This window comes from Myceligenerans halotolerans, from assembly GCF_054782975.1.
This window is the reverse complement of record NZ_BAAGRL010000002.1, coordinates 67632-85001: the sequence shown is the minus strand read 5'-3', so window position 1 is coordinate 85001 and position 17370 is coordinate 67632. Positions and strand designations below refer to the sequence as shown.

The window sequence follows — 17370 nt, the reverse complement described above, 5'->3', positions numbered from 1 at the left end:
TCTGGTTCAGCAGGGCCTCGCACCCCCTTTGAGCATGCTATGGGTCTGCGAGGCCCTACTGAACAGGAGTCAGCTCCGGCTCCGGGCGATGGTCGCGAGCGCCAGGGCCGCGAGGACGTACTGCGCCAGGACCGCCACCGGATCCGGGCCGGAGACGAGGATCCATGCGAGCGGGAGCAAGCCGAGGATCGCGAGGTCGAGACCGGTGGTCGCGTGGATCGCCTGCCCGGTCGAGAACGCGCCCATGGGGGTGGCGACCATGGGCAGGTCCCACCGGACCACACCTCGGTAGGCGTGCCGTACGGCGGCGGCCCCGAGGACGACGGCGATCGCGGGGACCGCGACAAGCACGCCTCCGGCACTCGCCGCCACTCCCACCGCCGTCATCGCCGTAGCCGTGACGGCCGCCGCGGCACCCAACGTCGGCCAGACCGCCCGGACGGGGCGGACGGCGCGTCCCCCCAGAGGGACCAGAGCGTCGAGGCGAGGGTTCTCCCCCGCCGCGCGGGCACCCGGGGCGCAGGCCCGGGCCGCGGAAAGTCCGGCGGCGAGCACCAGTGGCCAGAGCCCGATACCGCCCGAGATCACGGGGACCTGGGCCAGGAAGGCCCCGACCAGCGTGATCGACACGAGGGCAACGAGCGCGCGGCCTCCGCGGACGATCATCAGGGCGTCGGCGACGAGCACCGCGGAGGCTGGACCGCGGGCGATTCCGGTCATGCGGGTGAGGGTGCGCCGTGTCCGCGCCGCCCCCGCCCACGCCAGGCCGACAGCTCCGGAGTCCGCGCTGAGCGCCGCGACCTGTGCCTGCTGGAGCGCGGCGGCCCAGGCGCGCAGGTCGCCCGCCCGGAGCCGGTCGAGGCCGCGTACCCAGAGCCGGAGCCCGGCCGCACCCACGACGGCCAGTGCGACCGACGCCCACCATGGCGCCACCCACGCGGGAATCCCCGGCGCCCAGGTCGCCAGGGCCACACCGGCGACCGGTACGAGCATCAGAAGGATGTCGGCGACCCGCGCGGCCACCCGGCGGGCCGCGCGCGATCCGTGGGTCTGCAGCACGCCGGCCACCCCCACGACGGCGAGCCCGAGAGTCCCGCCGAAGGCGGCCGTCGCCAGGACGCCCAGGATTCCGAGGCCGCCGAGGACGCCGCCGGCCACCCCCGAGACGAGGCCGCCCCCCAGGGCGAGCGACGCGGCCCGGACGACCGACGGCGTCAGCATTCCGGCGCGGTCCGCCGGCGTGGGCAGCCACCAGCGCACACCGCCCGCCGGCATGGTCGCCGGCCCGAACCGCAGCGCCGCCCCCGCTCCCGAGAGGACGGCGAAACTCAGGACGATCACCTGGACAAGGCCTGGGCCCAGGCCCGTGACCATGACCGAGTCGGCACCCAGGACGGCGCCGCCCTGGACCACGACGCCCCAGAGGTAGAAGGCGACGAGGCCGCCGACCAGGACAGTCTCGGCCGTGTCGCCGACGACGTCGCGCGCGGTGCGTCCGGACCGGGCCGCACGGACCCGCGCGGTGAGCCAGCGGAGTCCGGCACCGGTCAGCAGGGCGTCGTCGACTACGACGGGGCGGGTGACCGTGACCCCGCCGCCCGGCTCGCGTGCCGAGTTCATCGCATCCCCGCCAGGGCCGACACCGCGGCGTCGGGTTCGAGGACCGTGGCGTCGCCGTCGGACACGTGGAGAGCCCGGGCACCAACGGCGGCGAGAAGGCGGTCGTCGTGCGTCGCGAAGAGGACGGCGGTGCCGGAGGCGGCCTCCGCGACGAGCATGTCGCCGAGGCGGGCGCGCATCGCGGTGTCGAGGCGCTGTTCCGGTTCGTCGAGGACGAGGAGGTCGCGCGGGCGGACGAACCCGCTCGCAAGGAGGAAGCGGCGGCGCTGGCCCGAAGAGAGCGCGTCCGGGCCGGCGTCGCGGCGGTCGGCGATCCCGAAGGCGCCGAGGGCCTCGTCAACGACGACGCCCGGGTCGCGCACGCCGTGACCGCGCGCACTCAGGACCAGGTGCTCGCGGACGGTGAGTCCGGGGAAGTACGCGTCGTCGTCCATCACACCGGCCACGCGGGTACGGAAGCTGCGCCGCCGCTCGTCGACGGGGCCGCCGAAGGCCCGCACCGCGCCCCGCAACGGCTCCTGGAGCCCCAGGACGGTACGCAGCAGCGTCGACTTGCCCACGCCGTTCGCGCCGATCACCGCGACGAGATCGCCGGGCCGCACCACGAGGTCCACCGGCGCGGCCACGGCGTTGCCGCCGTACCCGACGACGAGCCCTTCTAGTTCCAAGATCGGTGACACGGCTCCTCCAACGCGCGACGAGCGGCCGTCGTGCCCGTAGGACGCTTGGCGGCCCGTTTTCGGCCCACCCCGGCGACATTCTCGTCAGGATCGAAACGTCCCGGGCGCCCGCGGGCCGTACCGCCCGTCCTCAGCCGCGCCGGACCATCAGGAGGTCTCCCGGGGTGCAGTCGAGGGCGTCGCAGATCGCCGTCAGCGTGCTGAACCGGATCGCGCGGGCCCGGTCGTTCTTGAGGACGGACAGGTTCACCACCGTCACGCCGACGATCTCCGCGAGCCTCGTCAGGGTCATCCCCCGTTCCGCGAGGAGCTCGTCGAGGCGGCAGTGCACCCGCCCGGCGTCGTCCTCCGGAGGCATCAGACGAGGCCCTCGGTGTCGCGCTGGAGTCGTTCGCCCGCGTGGAACGCCGCGATCAGCGGCACGAGCCCCACGACGACGAGCAACGGCCAGAGCGGCAGGTCCATCTCGAACGCCAGGGTCCGGTCCGTCACCGCGGGATGGTCCAGCGCACCGGACTCGAGCGCGGCACCGAACAGAGCTGTCTGGCTCAGGAGGTTCATGGCCCACCCCACCAGCACGGCTATCGCGATACCCCCGATCAGCCAGGTGTTCCCGGGATGGAACGCCTGCCCCCGCCCGAGCCGCCGGGTCAGCAGGACCAGGCAGGCCGCGATCACCGCCAGGACCGCGCACAGGACGGCATGCTCGGCGACGTCGACCCCGTACGCCCAGGCGGGCATGTTGCCGACGAGGACATCGACACCGCCGATCACCCCGTCCGCCTCGGCGCCCTCGCCGAGAAGGCCGGCGAACTCCCCGAACGACTCCTCCCCCGAGGGGGGCGCCACGGGCACGGGCAGCGGCCCTCCGCGGATCGCCCTGCTGACGCTCACCACCACTCCGATCACCGCGAAGACCCCTGTCAGCCCCCCGAACACGATCATCGCCCACACGTCGCCCTTGCTCACCGTCACCAGGTCGCCACGCATCACTGAGCACCTCCTGCTCGAATCGCCATATCGATTTTCGATGTTATCGAAACACGATAAGCCAGCGAGGTCAAGCCCCCTGACCTGCGGCCGAGTAGCGCTCGAACGATCCTCGGAGCTTCGCCGGGCTCCGGGCCCCGCACCTGAGCGGATCGTCGCGCAGCGGTGCACGAGCGACAGGTGGCGGTCCTCGGCGCCCCGTGCGGCGGCGCGCACGCACCGCCGTGCCCGATTCCGCGATCCGGCCTGCGGCGTGGCAGGCTGGACCAGCGCGGCATCGGGCCGCGAACGCCGCGGCCGGAGGGCCGCGCGACCCTTCCGGCGCCGAAGGAGTATTCCGCGTGCAGGTGTGGACCGATCTGGAGCAGGTTCCCGCAGGTTTCGGGCCGTCCGTGGTGACGATCGGCAACTTCGACGGCATGCACCGCGGCCATCAGGCCGTGCTCGGGCGGATCGCCTCGCTGGCGAGGGCGGACGACGCGCGTGCGGTGGCCGTCACCTTCGACCCGCACCCCGCTGCGGTACATCGCCCCGAGACGGCGCCCGAGCTGCTCACGAGCCTGACCGACCGGCTCGACCTGATGGCGGGGACCGGCCTCGACGCCGTGCTGGTGGTCACGTACACGCTGGACTTCGCGGCGCAGACCCCGCAGGAGTTCGTCGGGAAGTATCTCGTGGACGGGCTGGGCGCGCGGACCGTCGTCGTCGGGCACGACGTCCGCTTCGGCAAGCAGAACGCCGGCACGCTCTCGACCATGGTCGAGCTCGGCGGGGAGCACGGGTTCGAGGTCGTGGCGATCGAGGACGTCGGCGGTGACGATCATCACCGCTGGTCGTCGACGGTGGTGCGGGCGAACCTCAGCGAGGGCGACGTCGCGGGGGCCGCGGAGGTGCTCGGACGCGCGCACCGTGTGCGAGGCGTCGTGGTGCACGGCGACGCACGCGGCCGAGAGCTCGGCTTCCCGACGGCGAACCTGGGCGGCATCGCCGGGATGGTGCCGGCCGACGGCGTGTACGCCGGGTGGCTGCGCCGTCCGGAGCTGGCCGAACGCTCGCCGTCGCACCCCGACCGTGTCCTGCCCGCCGCGATCTCCGTCGGCACGAACCCGACGTTCGACGGCGTGGAGCGCCGCGTCGAGGCGTATGTGCTCGACCGGGACGACCTCGACCTGTACGACGAGCAGGTCGTCCTGGAGTTCACGGAGCACCTGCGGCCGACGGTCCGGTTCGACGGCCTGGAGCCGCTCGTCGCCCAGATGCACGACGACGTGGCCCGGACGCGAAGGATCCTGGACGCCTGACCGCCACAGGGCCTGGCATCGTGGGTGCCGTGATCACCATCGACGCAGATTCCCCCGTACCCCCGTTCGAACAGGTGCGTACCGGGCTCGCTCGCAAGATGGCCGACGGGACCCTGCCCGTCGGTGCGCGCCTGCCCACGGTGCGCGCCCTGGCCGGCGAGCTCGGGATCGCCGTCAACACCGTGGCCCGCGCCTACCGGGAACTGGAGGCGGCACGGCTCGTGGAGACCCGCGGCCGCGCCGGGACCTTCGTGAGCGCCGGGGGCAGCCGGCGCCTGGAGTCCGCGCGGGCCGCCGCCCAGCGGTACGCCGAGACGGTGCACGGCCTGGGGCTCGACGCCGACGAGTCGCTACGGATCGTGGAAGCGGCGCTGCGCCGCGATCCGGCCTAGGGCCGCGCCCTCCTCACGACGGCAGGACGGCGGCGGCCGCGTCGAGGTAGGCCTCGCCGTCGAACCCGTCCATGATCGAGTACTGCACCATGAACCCCTGCCCCAGCGCCAGCAGCACGGGCAGCAGCCGCCCCGCCGCGGCCTGCGGGCCGTCCGGGGCGTGCTCCGGGTGCCGCGCGAACCAGCGCACCAGCGCCTCCTCGAACGACGTCCTGATCACCGCGACCGCCTCGCGCACCATCTCCCGGATCTCGGGCTCGATCGTCGCCTCGCTCCAGAACTGCAGGAGGACCCGCGGATCGAGCCCCTCCCGGAGCACACCGTGGACGACGATCCGCAGGATCTCGGCAGGGGCCGGCGGGTCGCCGGCGGCCCCTGCCGCGACGACCTCGTCGTTCCGCCGCAGGAGCGTGTTGCGCGCGACGGCGACGAACAGCTCCCGCTTGCCCGCGAAGTGCGCGTAGATCGCCCCGGTCGACAGGCCGGACTCGGCGAGCACGTCCGCCATCGAGGTGCGCTGGTATCCCTTGGCCGCGAACGCCCGGAGCGCGGCGGCGAGGATCTCCTCCCGTCGCGCCTGCCGGTGTGCGTCGCTGACCTTGGGCACGGCGCCCTCCTCACGAGTCGGTGTGTTGACAAGGGTACGAACACGAGAGCATCGTGGTCCATAGAAAAACGAATATTCGTTTTTCTATCATGACCGACGGCGCCGCCCCGCGCCACACGATGACGGAGACCTGTCATGTCCCACGACTCCCCCGCCGGCGCCCCCGTGCCGCACACCCCCGCCGGCAGACTCGTCGGCGTCGCCCTCGGGCTCAGCCTCGCGCTGACCCTCATCCTGCTCGCCTTCACCTGGCCGGCCCAGACCGCGGACGCGAAGAACCTCCCCGTCGCGATCACCGGCCCCGCCGACGCCGTGACCGCGATGACCGACCGGCTCGACGACGCCAGACCCGGCACCCTCGACCTCGTCGAGGTCGACGACCGCGACGCGGCCGTCGACGCCATCGAGACGCGCGAGGTCTACGGCGGCATCGTGCTCGGCGACCTGTCGGCCGGCGAGGCCCCCGAGGTACTCACGTCGTCCGCCGCGGGCGGCGTGAGCAACCAGCTCATGAACCAGATCGCCCAGCAGCTGCAGGCCGCCGTCACCGAGCAGGCGACAGCCGCGATGGGCGAGCGGATGACCGCCGCGCAGGCCGAGGCCGTCGAGGCCACCCAGCAGGCCGTCGGCGACGCGGTATCGGCGGCGCTCGCCGCCGCTGCCGAGGGACGCCGGCCGCAGGCCCCCGAGGGGCCGGCCCCGGTGCCGGACCCCGCGACGATCGAGATCCCGCAGGTCGCGGTGACCGACGTCGTCCCTCTGTCCGACGACGACCCGAACGGCAGCGGATTCACCGCCGCCCTGTTCCCGACCCTGTTGGGCGGGATGATCGGCGGCATCGGCATCTCGATCGCCGTGCGGGGGGCCATGCGCCGGGCCGTCGCGACACTCCTCTACGCCGTGCTCGGCGGCGGCATCCTGACCGGCATCCTGCAGGGCTGGTTCGGCGCGCTGCAGGGCGACTGGTGGTGGACGCTGGCGGCCATGTCGCTGTCGATCGCCGCGATCGCCGCGCCGATCACGGGGATCGTGGCACTCGTCGGCCCCGCAGGGGTCGCCGCCGGCCCGGTGCTCATGCTCCTGATCGGGAACCCGATCTCCGGGGCCACGATGCCGAAGGAGTTCCTGCCGTGGCACTGGGGCGAGATCGGCCAGTGGTTCCCGCCCGGCGCGAGCGGGACCCTGCTGCGCGACCTGTCCTACTTCCCGGAGGCGGACCCGGCGACCGCCTGGATCGCGCTCGGCGCCTGGGCCGCGGGCGGCATCCTGCTCTCACTGGTGGGCCATGCGACGGCGTCGGCAAAGCGGGCGCCGGCGACGAGGTAGTCCCCGGCAACCGGGCGGGCGGGTCGCGCGACCGGCCCGCCCGGCCCCGGTCAGGACCTCAGAGCAGGCTGCTTGACCGAGTAGATGAATCCCGTCAGGCGGTGCTCCCCGAGCGACTGGCGCACCGTGAGGTCGAGGATCCTCAGGAAGTTCCCGAACTCGGCCTCGGTCATCGTCGAGCCGATGAGCTGGATGTTCCGGTCACCGACCGCCCGCCAGCCCACCTGGGTCGGGTCCACCGGCTCGGCGATCCTCTCCGTGAGCACCGCCGGGTAGCGCGTGCGCACGATGACGCGTCCCTGGAGCGCCACGAGCGTCAGGTAGGTCTCCTGGAACGCGATCCCGAGCTCTGTGTTCTCCGGCCACCAGGGCAGCGCGGACACGAGCGCCTGCAGCAGCTCGGGACTGCTGTCGGTGCCCTCACTTTCCTCGTCCACGATGTCGACGCTCGCCTCTCGCCCCACGAGGGCGGGGAGCGCCGCCACCACTGCCCCTACGTCTGCAAGACCCGCTGTTATTCGTACCCCCACAAGGCACAAAGGTATCAATCCGACATGCCACTCAGGAAGGCTGGAAGTGATTGACAATCGGAGCGAATTTGCTGATCAGCGAGTAACGAGGACTGGCTTGGCCAGGTCCTCGCCCTTGCGGCGGGTGTCCTCCACCAGCGCGACGAGGTCTCCCGACGGGCCGATCGCCGCCAGCACACCGGACCGGCCGCTGGGCGCGATCCACTGACCGAAACCCAGCGCACGGGCTTCCGCCTCGTCGACGTCCCGTACCGGCAGGACGCCCCGCGCGGCGTCGGCGAGCGGCAGCGTGGCGAGCGTGCCGTCCTGATCGGCCTGCGCCTCCATCGCGTCCAGCGTCCGTGCCGTGTCGAGGCCGTAGCTGCCGACGCGGGTGCGCCGCAGCGCGGTCAGGTGCCCGCCGGTGCCGAGCGCGGCGCCGAGGTCCCGGGCGAGCGCGCGCACGTACGTCCCCGAGGAGACGGAGACCCGCACGTCCAGGTCCAGGACGGGTACGCCGTCGGCCAGGCCGGTCCGGGCGGCCGTCACGTCGAACCGCGAGACGGTGACGGGGCGCGCGGCGAGCTCGACGTCCTCGCCCGCCCGGGCGCGCGCGTACGCGCGTTCACCGTCCACCTTGATCGCCGAGACGGTGGTCGGGACCTGCATGATGTCGCCGGTCAGTCGCTCGACGGCGGCCCGGAGCGCGTCGTCGGGCACGTCTGAGGCGCCCTCGGCCGCCGTGATCTCGCCCTCGGCGTCGTCCGTGTTGGTCGCCACGCCCAGACGGATCGTGGCGTCGTAGTCCTTGTCGGCACCCACCACGTACGTCAGCAGGCGGGTCGCCTTCCCGATCCCGAGCACCAGGACGCCCGTCGCCATGGGGTCGAGCGTGCCGGCATGGCCGACCTTCCGGGTCCCCGCCAGCCCTCGCGTCCGTGCGACGACGTCGTGGCTGGTCCAGTCTGCCGGCTTGTCGACCACGACGAACCCGTCAGCAGCGGTCGGACGGCGCGGGGGACGCTTCGCCGCGGGCCCGCGGCCTCCCGGACGGCCGCTCACGACTCGTCGTCGAGCGGCTGCTCGGCCTCGTCCGCCTCGCCGGGAGCCTTGCGGTACGGGTCCGCCTCACCGGCGTGTCGTGCTCCCGCGCGCAGCTTCGCCAGCTCGGCGTCGCGGCGCCGGGCCTCGAGCAGAGCGGCGTCCAGGTGCGCGGCAGTCTCCGGAACGGCGTCGAGGTGGAACTCGATCGTCGGCGTGAGGCGCATGCTCGTCTGCTTGCCCACCTCGCTGCGGATCACCCCCGTGGCGCTCTTCAGCGCGGCGGCGGTCTCCGTCCGCTCCTCGTCGGAGCCGTACACGGTGTAGAAGATCGACGCGTTCTGCAGGTCTCCGGTCACGCGCACGTCGGTGACCGTCACGAACCCGAGACGCGGGTCCTTGATCCGCGAGTCCAGCATCTGCGCCACGATCACCTTGATCCGGTCGGCGAGCCGCCGGGCACGAGGATTCTCGTTCATGGGTTCTTTCCCTTCCCAGGAAGAGGAGGCCGCGCGGGGAGGTCCACCGTCCTGACGACGGTCCCTGCCCGCACGGCCTCCGGGACGCCGTCGCGGCGGGCCCGGAAGGGCCCGCCGCTCCGGCGTGGTGATGACGGATCAGCTGCGCGGGATCTCGCGCATCTCCCACGTCTCGATGATGTCGCCCTCGTTGATGTTGTTGAACGTCCCGAGCCCGATACCGCACTCGAAGCCCTCGCGAACCTCCGTGGCGTCGTCCTTGAACCGCTTGAGCGACTCGACCGTGAGGTTGTCCCCCACGACCGTGCCGTCGCGCAGCACACGCGCCTTGGCGTTGCGGCGGATCTCGCCGGACCGGACGATCGAGCCGGCGATGTTGCCGAACTTCGAGGACCGGAAGATCTCGCGGATCTCCGCGGTACCCAGCTGGACCTCTTCGTACTCCGGCTTGAGCATGCCCTTGAGCGCGGCCTCGATGTCGTCGATCGCCTGGTAGATGACCGAGTAGAACTTGACGTCGACGCCCTCGCGGTCCGCCAGTTCCTCGACCCGCTCGCCGTACTTGACGTTGAAGCCGATGATCACCGCGCTGTCGACCGTCGCGAGGTTGACGTCGTTCTGCGTGATGGCACCCACACCGCGGTGGATGACGCGCAGCTCGACCTCGTCGCCCACGTCGATCTTGAGCAGTGCGTCCTCCAGTGCCTCGACGGCACCGGACACGTCGCCCTTGAGGATGAGGTTGAGGCTCTCGACCTTGCCCTTCTTGAGCTCGGCGTCGAAGTCCTCGAGGCTGATCCGCTTGCGACGCTTGGCCAGCAACGCGGCACGCTCGGCGGCCTGGCGCTTCTCGGCGATCTGCCGTGCCGTGCGGTCGTCCGGCGCCACGAGGAACGTGTCACCGGCGCTCGGCACCGACGTCAGACCGGTCACCTGGACCGGACGGGCCGGGGTGGCGACCTCGACCGCACCGCCGTGCTCGTCGATCATGGCGCGCACGCGACCGTGCGCGGTACCCGCGACGATCGCGTCGCCCACCTGCAGCGTGCCGGACTGGACCAGCACCGTGGCCACGGCACCGCGACCGCGGTCGAGATTCGCCTCGATCGCGACGCCGCGCGCGTCCTTGTTCGGGTTGGCCCGCAGGTCCAGCGACGCGTCGGCGGTCAGCAGGACCGCGTCGATCAGGCCCTCGATGCCGATGCCCGGCTTGGCCGCGACGTCGACGAACATCGTGTCGCCGCCGTACTCCTCGGCCACCAGGTTGTACTCGGTGAGCTGCTGGCGGACCTTGGCCGGGTTCGCACCGTCGACGTCGATCTTGTTGACGGCCACCACGATCGGCACACCTGCGGCCTGCGCGTGGTTCACCGCCTCGACCGTCTGCGGCATCACGCCGTCGTCCGCCGCGACCACGAGGATCGCGATGTCCGTCACGTCCGCGCCACGGGCACGCATGGCGGTGAACGCCTCGTGGCCCGGGGTGTCGATGAACGTGATGGCGCGGTCGACGCCCTCGTGCTCGTGGTGGATCTGGTACGCACCGATGTGCTGCGTGATACCACCGTGCTCGCCCGCGACGACGTCCGACTTGCGGATGGCGTCGAGCAGCTTCGTCTTGCCGTGGTCGACGTGACCCATGACGGTCACGACCGGCGGACGCGGCAGCTGGTCCTCGTCGGACTCGCCGGCCTCCTCGGCCTCCAGGTCGATGTCGAAGGCCCCGAGCAGCTCGCGGTCCTCCTCCTCGGCCGAGACCATCTCGATCACGTAGCCGAGCTCGACACCCAGGGTGCCGAACGTGTCCTCGTCGAGGGACTGCGTGGCCGTGGCCATCTCGCCGAGGTGGAACAGGACCGTCACGAGCGCCGCGGGGTTCGCGTCGATCTTGTCGGCGAAGTCGTTCAGGGACGAGCCCTGACGCAACCGCACGACGGTCTTGCCGTTACCACGGGGCACGCTGACGCCGCCGAGCGACGGAGCCTGCATCGCCTCGAACTCCTGGCGCTTCTGCCTCTTGGACTTCCGGCCCCGGACCGGGCGGCCGCCGGCGCGCCCGAAGGCACCCTGCGTCGCCCCGCGACCGCCGCCACCGCGACCGCGGAAGCCGCCACCAGGACGACCGCCGCCACCCGGGGCACCGCCCGGGGCACCGCCGCCGCGGCCACCAGGGCCGCCGCGACCGCCACCGGGGCCCGGACGCTGTCCGGGACGCGGCATCGACGTCTTGCCCGGCATCATGCCGGGGTTCGGACGCGGACCACCGCCGCCACCGCCACCGGGGCGCGGCGCCGCAGGACGCGGACCACCGCTGCCACCGGGACGCGGCGCGGCGCCGCCCGGGCGCCCGCCGCCACCGGGACGGGGACCGCCGGAGCGCTCCGCCGTGTCACCGCCACGACGCTCGCCTGCACGCGGCATGCCCTGGCTGGACGCGAACGGGTTGTTGCCCGGACGCGGGCCGCCGGCACCGCCGCCACCACCGGGGCGACCGCCGCCACCACCGGAACGGCCACCGCCACGGCGGTCGCCGGGACGCGGCATGCCCTGGCTGGACGCGAAGGGGTTGTTGCCCGGACGCGGGCCACGCCCGCCGGGCTTGGGTGCCGCAGGGCCGGGCTTCGGCGCCGCGGGAGCAGGCTTCGGAGCCGCGGCACCGGGGGCCGGTGCGGACTTGGCTGCGGGCGCCTCGCTCGCCGCGGGCGCTTCCGCCGCCTCGGCGGCAGGGGCAGGCATCTCGGCGGGCACCTCCGGCGCAGGCTTCGGAGCCGGCTTGGCTCCCGGCGCGGGGGCGGACTTCGCCGCCGGCTTCGGGGCAGGCTTCGCCCCGGGCTTCGGGGCAGGCTTCGCCCCGGACCGGGCGGGCGCCTTCGCGGCGCCGCCGTCGGTGAACTTGTCGCGCATACGCCGCGCGACGGGCGCTTCGAGCGTCGATGACGCCGAACGAACATACTCGCCTGCCGACTTCAGCTCGGCGAGCAGGGTCTTACTTTCCACACCGAGCTCTTTGGCGAGCTCGTAGACGCGGACCTTTGCCACAACACTCCTGTCTCGGTCCGTCCCGAGGCAGGGGCGAACCGCACTAGTACGACGTACTCATCGCTGGGGACTCATCGGGTGCCCATCGGCTTCTGACCCGCTTTCCTGTCGACGACTCGCTGGTGCGGCCGGACGTTTCCGCGCCCGGTCGTGACTTCCCGGCCCTCACGGCCCGAGATGCTCCCGGAGCTCCGCCAGATCGACGGGGCCGTCCACGCGCAGTGCGCGCGGTATCGCCCGACGTCGTTCGGCGAGTTCCAGGCATTCTGCCCCCGGGTGGATCCAGGCGCCTCGCCCCGGCAGGCAGGCCCACACGTCGACGACGATCCGGGGCTGCACCGCTGCGGGATCCAGAACCACACGCAAGAGAGCAGATCGCTGGTCGCGTCCCCGGCATCCGACGCACGTCCGCACCGGACCTGTCGGTGCGGAACGTGATGTCGTTACCGAAGGGGCCACAGGGGCAGAAGAGGACGAAGGACGGGCGCGCGGCCCAGACTTGTTCAGTCTACCTTGCTCGTTCAACTGCTGTTACCGGTTCGGCGACACGTGAGCAGCGCCACCACCGCCCGTCGGCGCCCCGCCCTGGCGGCCGCTCTCGGAGTCTGCCGCCTCGTCGGACCGGATGTCGATGCGCCAGCCCGTGAGCTTCGCGGCCAGGCGCGCGTTCTGCCCTTCCTTGCCGATGGCGAGGGAGAGCTGGTAGTCGGGGACGACGGCGCGCACCGCGCGGGCCGCCTCGTCCACCACGGTCACCGACGACGTACGGGCCGGGGACAGCGCGTTCGCGACGAAGCGCGTGGGGTCCTCGCTCCAGTCGACGATGTCGATCTTCTCGCCGTGGAGTTCGGTCATGACCGCCCGGACGCGTGCGCCCATCGGGCCGATGCACGCGCCCTTGGCGTTCAGCCCGGGCACGTGGGAGACGACGGCGACCTTGGTGCGGTGACCCGCCTCGCGGGCCACCGACATGATCTCGACCGACCCGTCGGCGATCTCCGGGACCTCGAGCTCGAAGAGCTTGCGCACGAGACCGGGGTGCGTCCGGCTCAGCGTCACCTGCGCGCCCTTCATTCCCCGGGTGACCTCGACGACGTACGCGCGCAGGCGCTCACCGTGCTCGTACTCCTCCCCCGGCACCTGCTCGTGGGGCGGCAGCACGGCCTCCGTGTCCCCGACGTCCACGAGCACCATGCGCGGGTCGCGACCCTGCTGGATGATGCCGGCGACGACCTCACCCTCCTTGTCGCGGAACGTGCCGAGCACCTGGTCGTCCTCGGCGTCCCGCAGCCGCTGCACGATCACCTGGCGCGCGGTCGCCGTGGCGATCCGGCCGAAGTCGCGCGGCGTGTCGTCGAACTCCGGACCCAGCTCGAGCGGGGTGGGGCCCTCCGGGTTCTCCGGGTCGGTGTACGCCTCGATCTCCTCACGGGCCCACACCGTGACGTGCCCGCTGCTGCGGTCGACCTCCACGCGGGCGTGGCGGTAGGAGTCCGGCGTACGGTGGTACGCGGAGAGCAAGGCCTGTTCGATCGCCGAGACGAGCACGTCCAGGCTGAAGTCCTTCTCGCGCTCCAGCATGCGCAGCGCGGCCATGTCGATATCCATCTCAGCCCTCCTCGTTGCGGCCCGCTGCCCCGCGATGGGGCCGCTGGGTCACGTCATCGTCGTCAGCACCAGAACTCTCGCGCACCGTGGCGAGGTCGGCATCCTCAGCCGCCGATCCGAGGGGCGACTCCCCGTCGCCCGCCCCGGCGTCGTCGGGCCGGTTGAGCTCGACCTCGATCCTTCCCTCGCGGACCCCGGACAGCGGGACCTGCCGCGAGCCGTCGAGCACGAGGACCGTGGCGTCGCCGTCGCCGGTCACCTCGGTGAGCCGGCCCGACACCACGGCGCCGCCGCCGGCCGGCGTCAGCGTGACGAGCCGCGTGCGGGCGCGCCGGAAGTGGCGGGCGGTCGTGAGCGCACGGGACGTCCCGGGCGTGGAGATCTCCAGGGTGTACGCGCCGGAGACCACGTCGCCGTCGTCGAGTGCGCCGGACACCGCGCGCGAGACCTCACCGAGCGTGTCGGAGTCCAGGCTGCCGATCCGCGTCTCGGGCAGGTCGAGCGTGATCCGCACGACCGACCTGTTCCCGGCGCGCGTGACCCGCACCTCCTCCAGATACAGATCGGCGTCGTCGACCACTGGTCCGACGATCCGGCGGACGTCGTCCTCCTGCCGGCTCGCAGCCTGCGCCATCGTGTTCCTCCCGTCGGCTCCCTGAAACCAGGGGGTACCGCTCGAGCCAGGACCCGACCGGTGTGCTGTTGTCTACTGCGCTCAGCCTACGGTGCCGCGCACACCGGGCGCAGGCGCAGCGACGTGACGTGGGACATGCACGAGCCCTTCGGGGAGACGTGGCATCATCAGGCACGATGAACCCGAACCCGGTCGCGCCGTCCCGACGCACCGCACGATCACGCGGTCGTGTGGCGATCGCGCTCGCCTGTGCGCTGCTGCTGAGCGGGTGCGGAGTGCGCTTCGACTCCCCTCCGCCGACCGAGCCGGTGCCCGACCCGGTCGAGATCGTGCGTCGCACCGCCGTCGACGACGCGCTCCACGTGGCCGACCAGGCCGAGGCCGTCGCGGCGCTGCAGAGCACGAGACCGAAGGTCGCCGAGACACTCACGGGCATCGCCGAGGTCTCGCGACGACACGCGGACCAGCTCGGCGGCGAGTACAGGTCCGGTCTGGAGACCGATCCCCCGAGCCCCACGCCGTCCGAGCCCGCCGAGGAGCCGCCGGGGGCCGCCGAGGTGCTCACGACCCTGACGGACGCGGCCGCCCGCAGCGCCACCGCCGCGGACGTCTGCGAGGACGGCCCGCTGGCACGACTGCTCGCGTCGATCTCGGCGGCGCAGACGCTGTCGGCGCGAAAGCTCGCCGGAGCGACCGGCAGGAAGCAGCCCGCGTACACCGCACCGGTCGTCCCGGGCACCGGCGACGTGGCGCCGGCGCCGCAGTCCGCGGAACCGGACGACGCCGCCGGGACGGAGGAGTCGGACACGACGACCGCGGCGCTCACGCCGTCCGCCCGCCCGACGACGCCGCCGGCCGGCCTCGCGGAGGAGGACCTCGTCACGGTGGTCCTGGCCGAGGACTCCACGGCGTACGTGCTCGAGGTCCGGGCCGCCCAGGCCGATGACGAGACGGTCGCCGAGCGACTCGCGGACCGCGCCCGGACGCACCGCCGGCGGGCCGAGGGCTGGGCACGTGTCGCCGGGGTCGACGGGACGGAGACGGACCCGCGCCGGGCCGCCTACGAGCTCCCTGGCCCGGATGTGACCAGCAAGGACGTCGTCCTGCAGGCCGAGGGCAGGATCGCCGCCGACTACGCGAGCCTGGTCGGCCGCGCGGAGACCGACACCCGCGCCGTGGTGGTCGCGCTGCTCACGGACTCGGCGATCACGCGGAACTCGTGGGGCGCGCCCATGAGCCCTTTCCCCGGCCTGCCGGAGCAGGCGGCCTCCTGAGGAATCGTCAGCCCTCGAGGAGCTCCTCGACGCGGCGGACGGTCTCGGTCACCGCGTCCTCCACGGGGACCCGCTCCGCCTCGCCGGCGCGCGGCCGCACCTCCACGACGCCGTCGGCGAGCCCGCGGCCCACGACGACGAGCAGCGGCGCGCCGAGCAGCTCGGCGTCGGCGAACTTCACGCCCGGGGACACCTTGGGCCGGTCGTCGTACAGCACCTCGACGCCCGCGTCCACCAGCCCGCCGGCGATCTTCTCGGCCGCCTCGAAGATCTCGCCGCCCTTGCCCGTGGCGACGAGGTGCACCTGCACCGGGGCGATCTGCGCCGGCCAGGCCAGGCCCTTGCCGTCGTGGTTGGCCTCGGCAAGCGCGGCCAGCGCGCGGGTCACGCCGACGCCGTACGAGCCCATGGTGACGACGGCCTGCTTGCCGTTCTCGTCGAGCACGGTCAGGCCGAGCGATTCCGCGTACTTGCGGCCGAGCTGGAAGATGTGTCCCATCTCGATGCCGCGCGCGAGCTCCAGCGGGCCGGAGCCGTCGGGCGCGGGGTCACCGGCGCGCACCTCGGCCGCCTCGATCGTGCCGTCCGCGGTGAAGTCGCGACCGGCCACCAGGTCGAACACGTGGCGGCCCGGCTCGTTCGCGCCCGTGATCCAGCGGGTGCCGGGCACGACGCGCGGGTCGAGCAGGTAGCGCACGGCCGAGCGCTTCTCGCCGTCGTCCCCCTCGACCTGGGCGCCCTGGGGGCCCAGGACCTGCGGTCCGAGGTAGCCCTTGACCAGCTCGGGGTGGGCCTTGAAGTCCTCCTCCGTGGCGGGTTCCGCCTCGGCCGGCGTGACCGCGGCCTCCAGGCGCTTGAGGTCGACCTCGCGGTCGCCCGGCAGCCCGACGACGAGCAACTCCCGCTGCCCGTCCGGCTGGCGCAGCGCGAGCACGACGTTCTTCAGGGTGTCGGCGGCGGTCCAGGCGCGGTCCGGCCGCGCGTGCTGCGCGTTGGCGCAGGCCACGAGCGTCTCGATGGTCGGCGTGTCCGGGGTGTCCTCGACGTGCGCGGCAGGGGCGTCGTCGTACGGCAGGGACTCGGGAACGGGCGTGACGACCGCCTCCACGTTGGCGGCGTAGCCGCCGGCCGACCGCACGAACGTGTCCTCGCCGATCGGGGACGGGCTGAGGAACTCCTCGGACTTCGAGCCGCCCATGGCGCCGGACATCGCCGAGACGATGACGTAGTCGAGGCCGAGCCGCGTGAAGATGCGCTCGTAGGCGTCGCGGTGCTTGGTGTAGGCCGCGTCCAGGCCGGCGTCGTGCACGTCGAACGAGTACGAGTCCTTCATGACGAACTCGCGCCCGCGGATCAGGCCGGCGCGGGGACGCGCCTCGTCGCGGTACTTCGTCTGGATCTGGTAGATGACCAGGGGCAGGTCCTTGTACGACGAGTACAGGTCCTTGACGAGGAGCGTGAACATCTCCTCGTGCGTCGGCGCGAGCAGGTAGTCGTTCTGCTTGCGGTCCTTGAGCCGGAACAGTCCGTCGCCGTACTCGGTCCAGCGTCCGGAGGCCTCGTACGGCTCCCGCGGCAGCAGCGCCGGGAAGTGCACCTCCTGGCCGCCGATCGCGTTCATCTCCTCGCGCACGACCTTCTCGATCTTGCCCAGCACGCGCAGCCCCAGCGGGAGCCAGGTGTAGATCCCCGGGGCGGCCCGGCGGATGTAGCCGGCGCGGACCAGCAGCCGGTGGCTGGCGACCTCGGCGTCGGCCGGGTCCTCACGGAGCGTACGGACGAAGAGGGACGACATGCGGAGCAGGTCGCCCGAGCGAAGTGCGGATGACATGGGGCAACTCTACTGGCGGACGGCATCACAACCGACGAG

17 protein-coding genes are annotated in these 17370 nt (G+C 72.7%); 4 read left to right on the top strand and 13 right to left on the bottom strand.

Going from position 1 to position 17370, the window contains the following annotated elements; all coding sequences use genetic code 11:
• Positions 1-69: 69 nt before the first annotated feature.
• From ACYVK5_RS00435 to ACYVK5_RS00420, 4 genes are all read right to left on the bottom strand, one after another.
• Positions 70-1620, bottom strand: a complete 1551-nt coding sequence (locus ACYVK5_RS00435; protein ID WP_460701312.1) for a DUF6297 family protein — start codon at positions 1618-1620, stop codon at positions 70-72.
• Positions 1617-2300 carry an ABC transporter ATP-binding protein gene (locus tag ACYVK5_RS00430; protein ID WP_460701311.1) on the bottom strand — a complete coding sequence of 228 codons (684 nt, stop codon included), beginning with the start codon at positions 2298-2300 and terminating at the stop codon, positions 1617-1619. Before ACYVK5_RS00430 ends, ACYVK5_RS00435 begins: the two co-directional genes overlap by 4 nt.
• Before the next feature lie 130 nt (positions 2301-2430).
• Complete coding sequence (locus ACYVK5_RS00425) at positions 2431-2658, bottom strand: helix-turn-helix domain-containing protein (RefSeq protein WP_460701310.1); 228 nt, start codon at positions 2656-2658, stop codon at positions 2431-2433.
• Positions 2658-3290 (bottom strand): hypothetical protein, encoded by a 633-nt coding sequence (locus tag ACYVK5_RS00420; protein ID WP_460701309.1) that lies wholly within the window; start codon positions 3288-3290, stop codon positions 2658-2660. The genes ACYVK5_RS00425 and ACYVK5_RS00420 overlap by 1 nt, the downstream gene beginning before the upstream one ends.
• Positions 3291-3631: 341 nt before the next feature.
• Between ACYVK5_RS00420 and ACYVK5_RS00415 the strand changes: the two genes are divergently transcribed.
• Together ACYVK5_RS00415 and ACYVK5_RS00410 are read left to right on the top strand one after the other, a co-directional pair.
• The gene (locus tag ACYVK5_RS00415) at positions 3632-4591 is read left to right on the top strand and encodes a bifunctional riboflavin kinase/FAD synthetase (RefSeq protein WP_460701308.1); all 960 of its coding nucleotides are present in this window, start codon (positions 3632-3634) and stop codon (positions 4589-4591) included.
• 29 nt (positions 4592-4620) lie between these two features.
• Entirely contained in the window at positions 4621-4983 is a 363-nt protein-coding gene (locus ACYVK5_RS00410; RefSeq protein ID WP_460701307.1) for a GntR family transcriptional regulator, read from the top strand.
• Between the two features lie 13 nt (positions 4984-4996).
• On the opposite strand, the gene ACYVK5_RS00405 is transcribed toward ACYVK5_RS00410, so the two are convergent.
• Positions 4997-5590 carry a TetR/AcrR family transcriptional regulator gene (locus ACYVK5_RS00405; protein WP_460701306.1) on the bottom strand — a complete coding sequence of 198 codons (594 nt, stop codon included), beginning with the start codon at positions 5588-5590 and terminating at the stop codon, positions 4997-4999.
• Between the two features lie 135 nt (positions 5591-5725).
• Here ACYVK5_RS00405 and ACYVK5_RS00400 point away from each other — a divergent pair, with 135 nt between their 5' ends.
• Complete coding sequence (locus tag ACYVK5_RS00400; protein ID WP_460701305.1) at positions 5726-6916, top strand: hypothetical protein; 1191 nt, start codon at positions 5726-5728, stop codon at positions 6914-6916.
• A 50-nt stretch (positions 6917-6966) separates the two neighbouring features.
• Here ACYVK5_RS00400 and ACYVK5_RS00395 read toward each other — a convergent pair whose 3' ends face one another.
• From ACYVK5_RS00395 to ACYVK5_RS00365, 7 genes are all read right to left on the bottom strand, one after another.
• Positions 6967-7401, bottom strand: coding sequence for a hypothetical protein (locus ACYVK5_RS00395; RefSeq protein WP_460701304.1), 435 nt, complete (start codon positions 7399-7401; stop codon positions 6967-6969).
• A gap of 120 nt (positions 7402-7521) precedes the next feature.
• Positions 7522-8487, bottom strand: coding sequence for a tRNA pseudouridine(55) synthase TruB (truB, locus tag ACYVK5_RS00390; RefSeq protein ID WP_460701303.1), 966 nt, complete (start codon positions 8485-8487; stop codon positions 7522-7524).
• Positions 8484-8945, bottom strand: a complete 462-nt coding sequence (gene rbfA, locus ACYVK5_RS00385) for a 30S ribosome-binding factor RbfA (protein WP_460701302.1) — start codon at positions 8943-8945, stop codon at positions 8484-8486. Before rbfA ends, truB begins: the two co-directional genes overlap by 4 nt.
• A gap of 138 nt (positions 8946-9083) precedes the next feature.
• The gene (gene infB, locus ACYVK5_RS00380; RefSeq protein WP_460701301.1) at positions 9084-11984 is read right to left on the bottom strand and encodes a translation initiation factor IF-2; all 2901 of its coding nucleotides are present in this window, start codon (positions 11982-11984) and stop codon (positions 9084-9086) included.
• Between the two features lie 165 nt (positions 11985-12149).
• A complete protein-coding gene (locus ACYVK5_RS00375) occupies positions 12150-12398 on the bottom strand; it encodes a YlxR family protein (protein WP_460701300.1) in 249 nt (82 codons plus the stop codon).
• A gap of 117 nt (positions 12399-12515) precedes the next feature.
• Positions 12516-13592, bottom strand: a complete 1077-nt coding sequence (gene nusA, locus ACYVK5_RS00370) for a transcription termination factor NusA (RefSeq protein ID WP_460701299.1) — start codon at positions 13590-13592, stop codon at positions 12516-12518.
• 1 nt (position 13593) lies between these two features.
• The gene (locus tag ACYVK5_RS00365; RefSeq protein WP_460701298.1) at positions 13594-14226 is read right to left on the bottom strand and encodes a ribosome maturation factor RimP; all 633 of its coding nucleotides are present in this window, start codon (positions 14224-14226) and stop codon (positions 13594-13596) included.
• 176 nt (positions 14227-14402) lie between these two features.
• Here ACYVK5_RS00365 and ACYVK5_RS00360 point away from each other — a divergent pair, with 176 nt between their 5' ends.
• Positions 14403-15500, top strand: coding sequence for a DUF4439 domain-containing protein (locus tag ACYVK5_RS00360; RefSeq protein ID WP_460701297.1), 1098 nt, complete (start codon positions 14403-14405; stop codon positions 15498-15500).
• A gap of 7 nt (positions 15501-15507) precedes the next feature.
• Here the strand turns inward: ACYVK5_RS00360 and ACYVK5_RS00355 are convergent, their stop codons facing one another.
• On the bottom strand, positions 15508-17331 hold the full coding sequence (locus ACYVK5_RS00355) for a proline--tRNA ligase (RefSeq protein WP_460701296.1): 1824 nt from the start codon (positions 17329-17331) through the stop codon (positions 15508-15510).
• Positions 17332-17370: the final 39 nt, after the last annotated feature.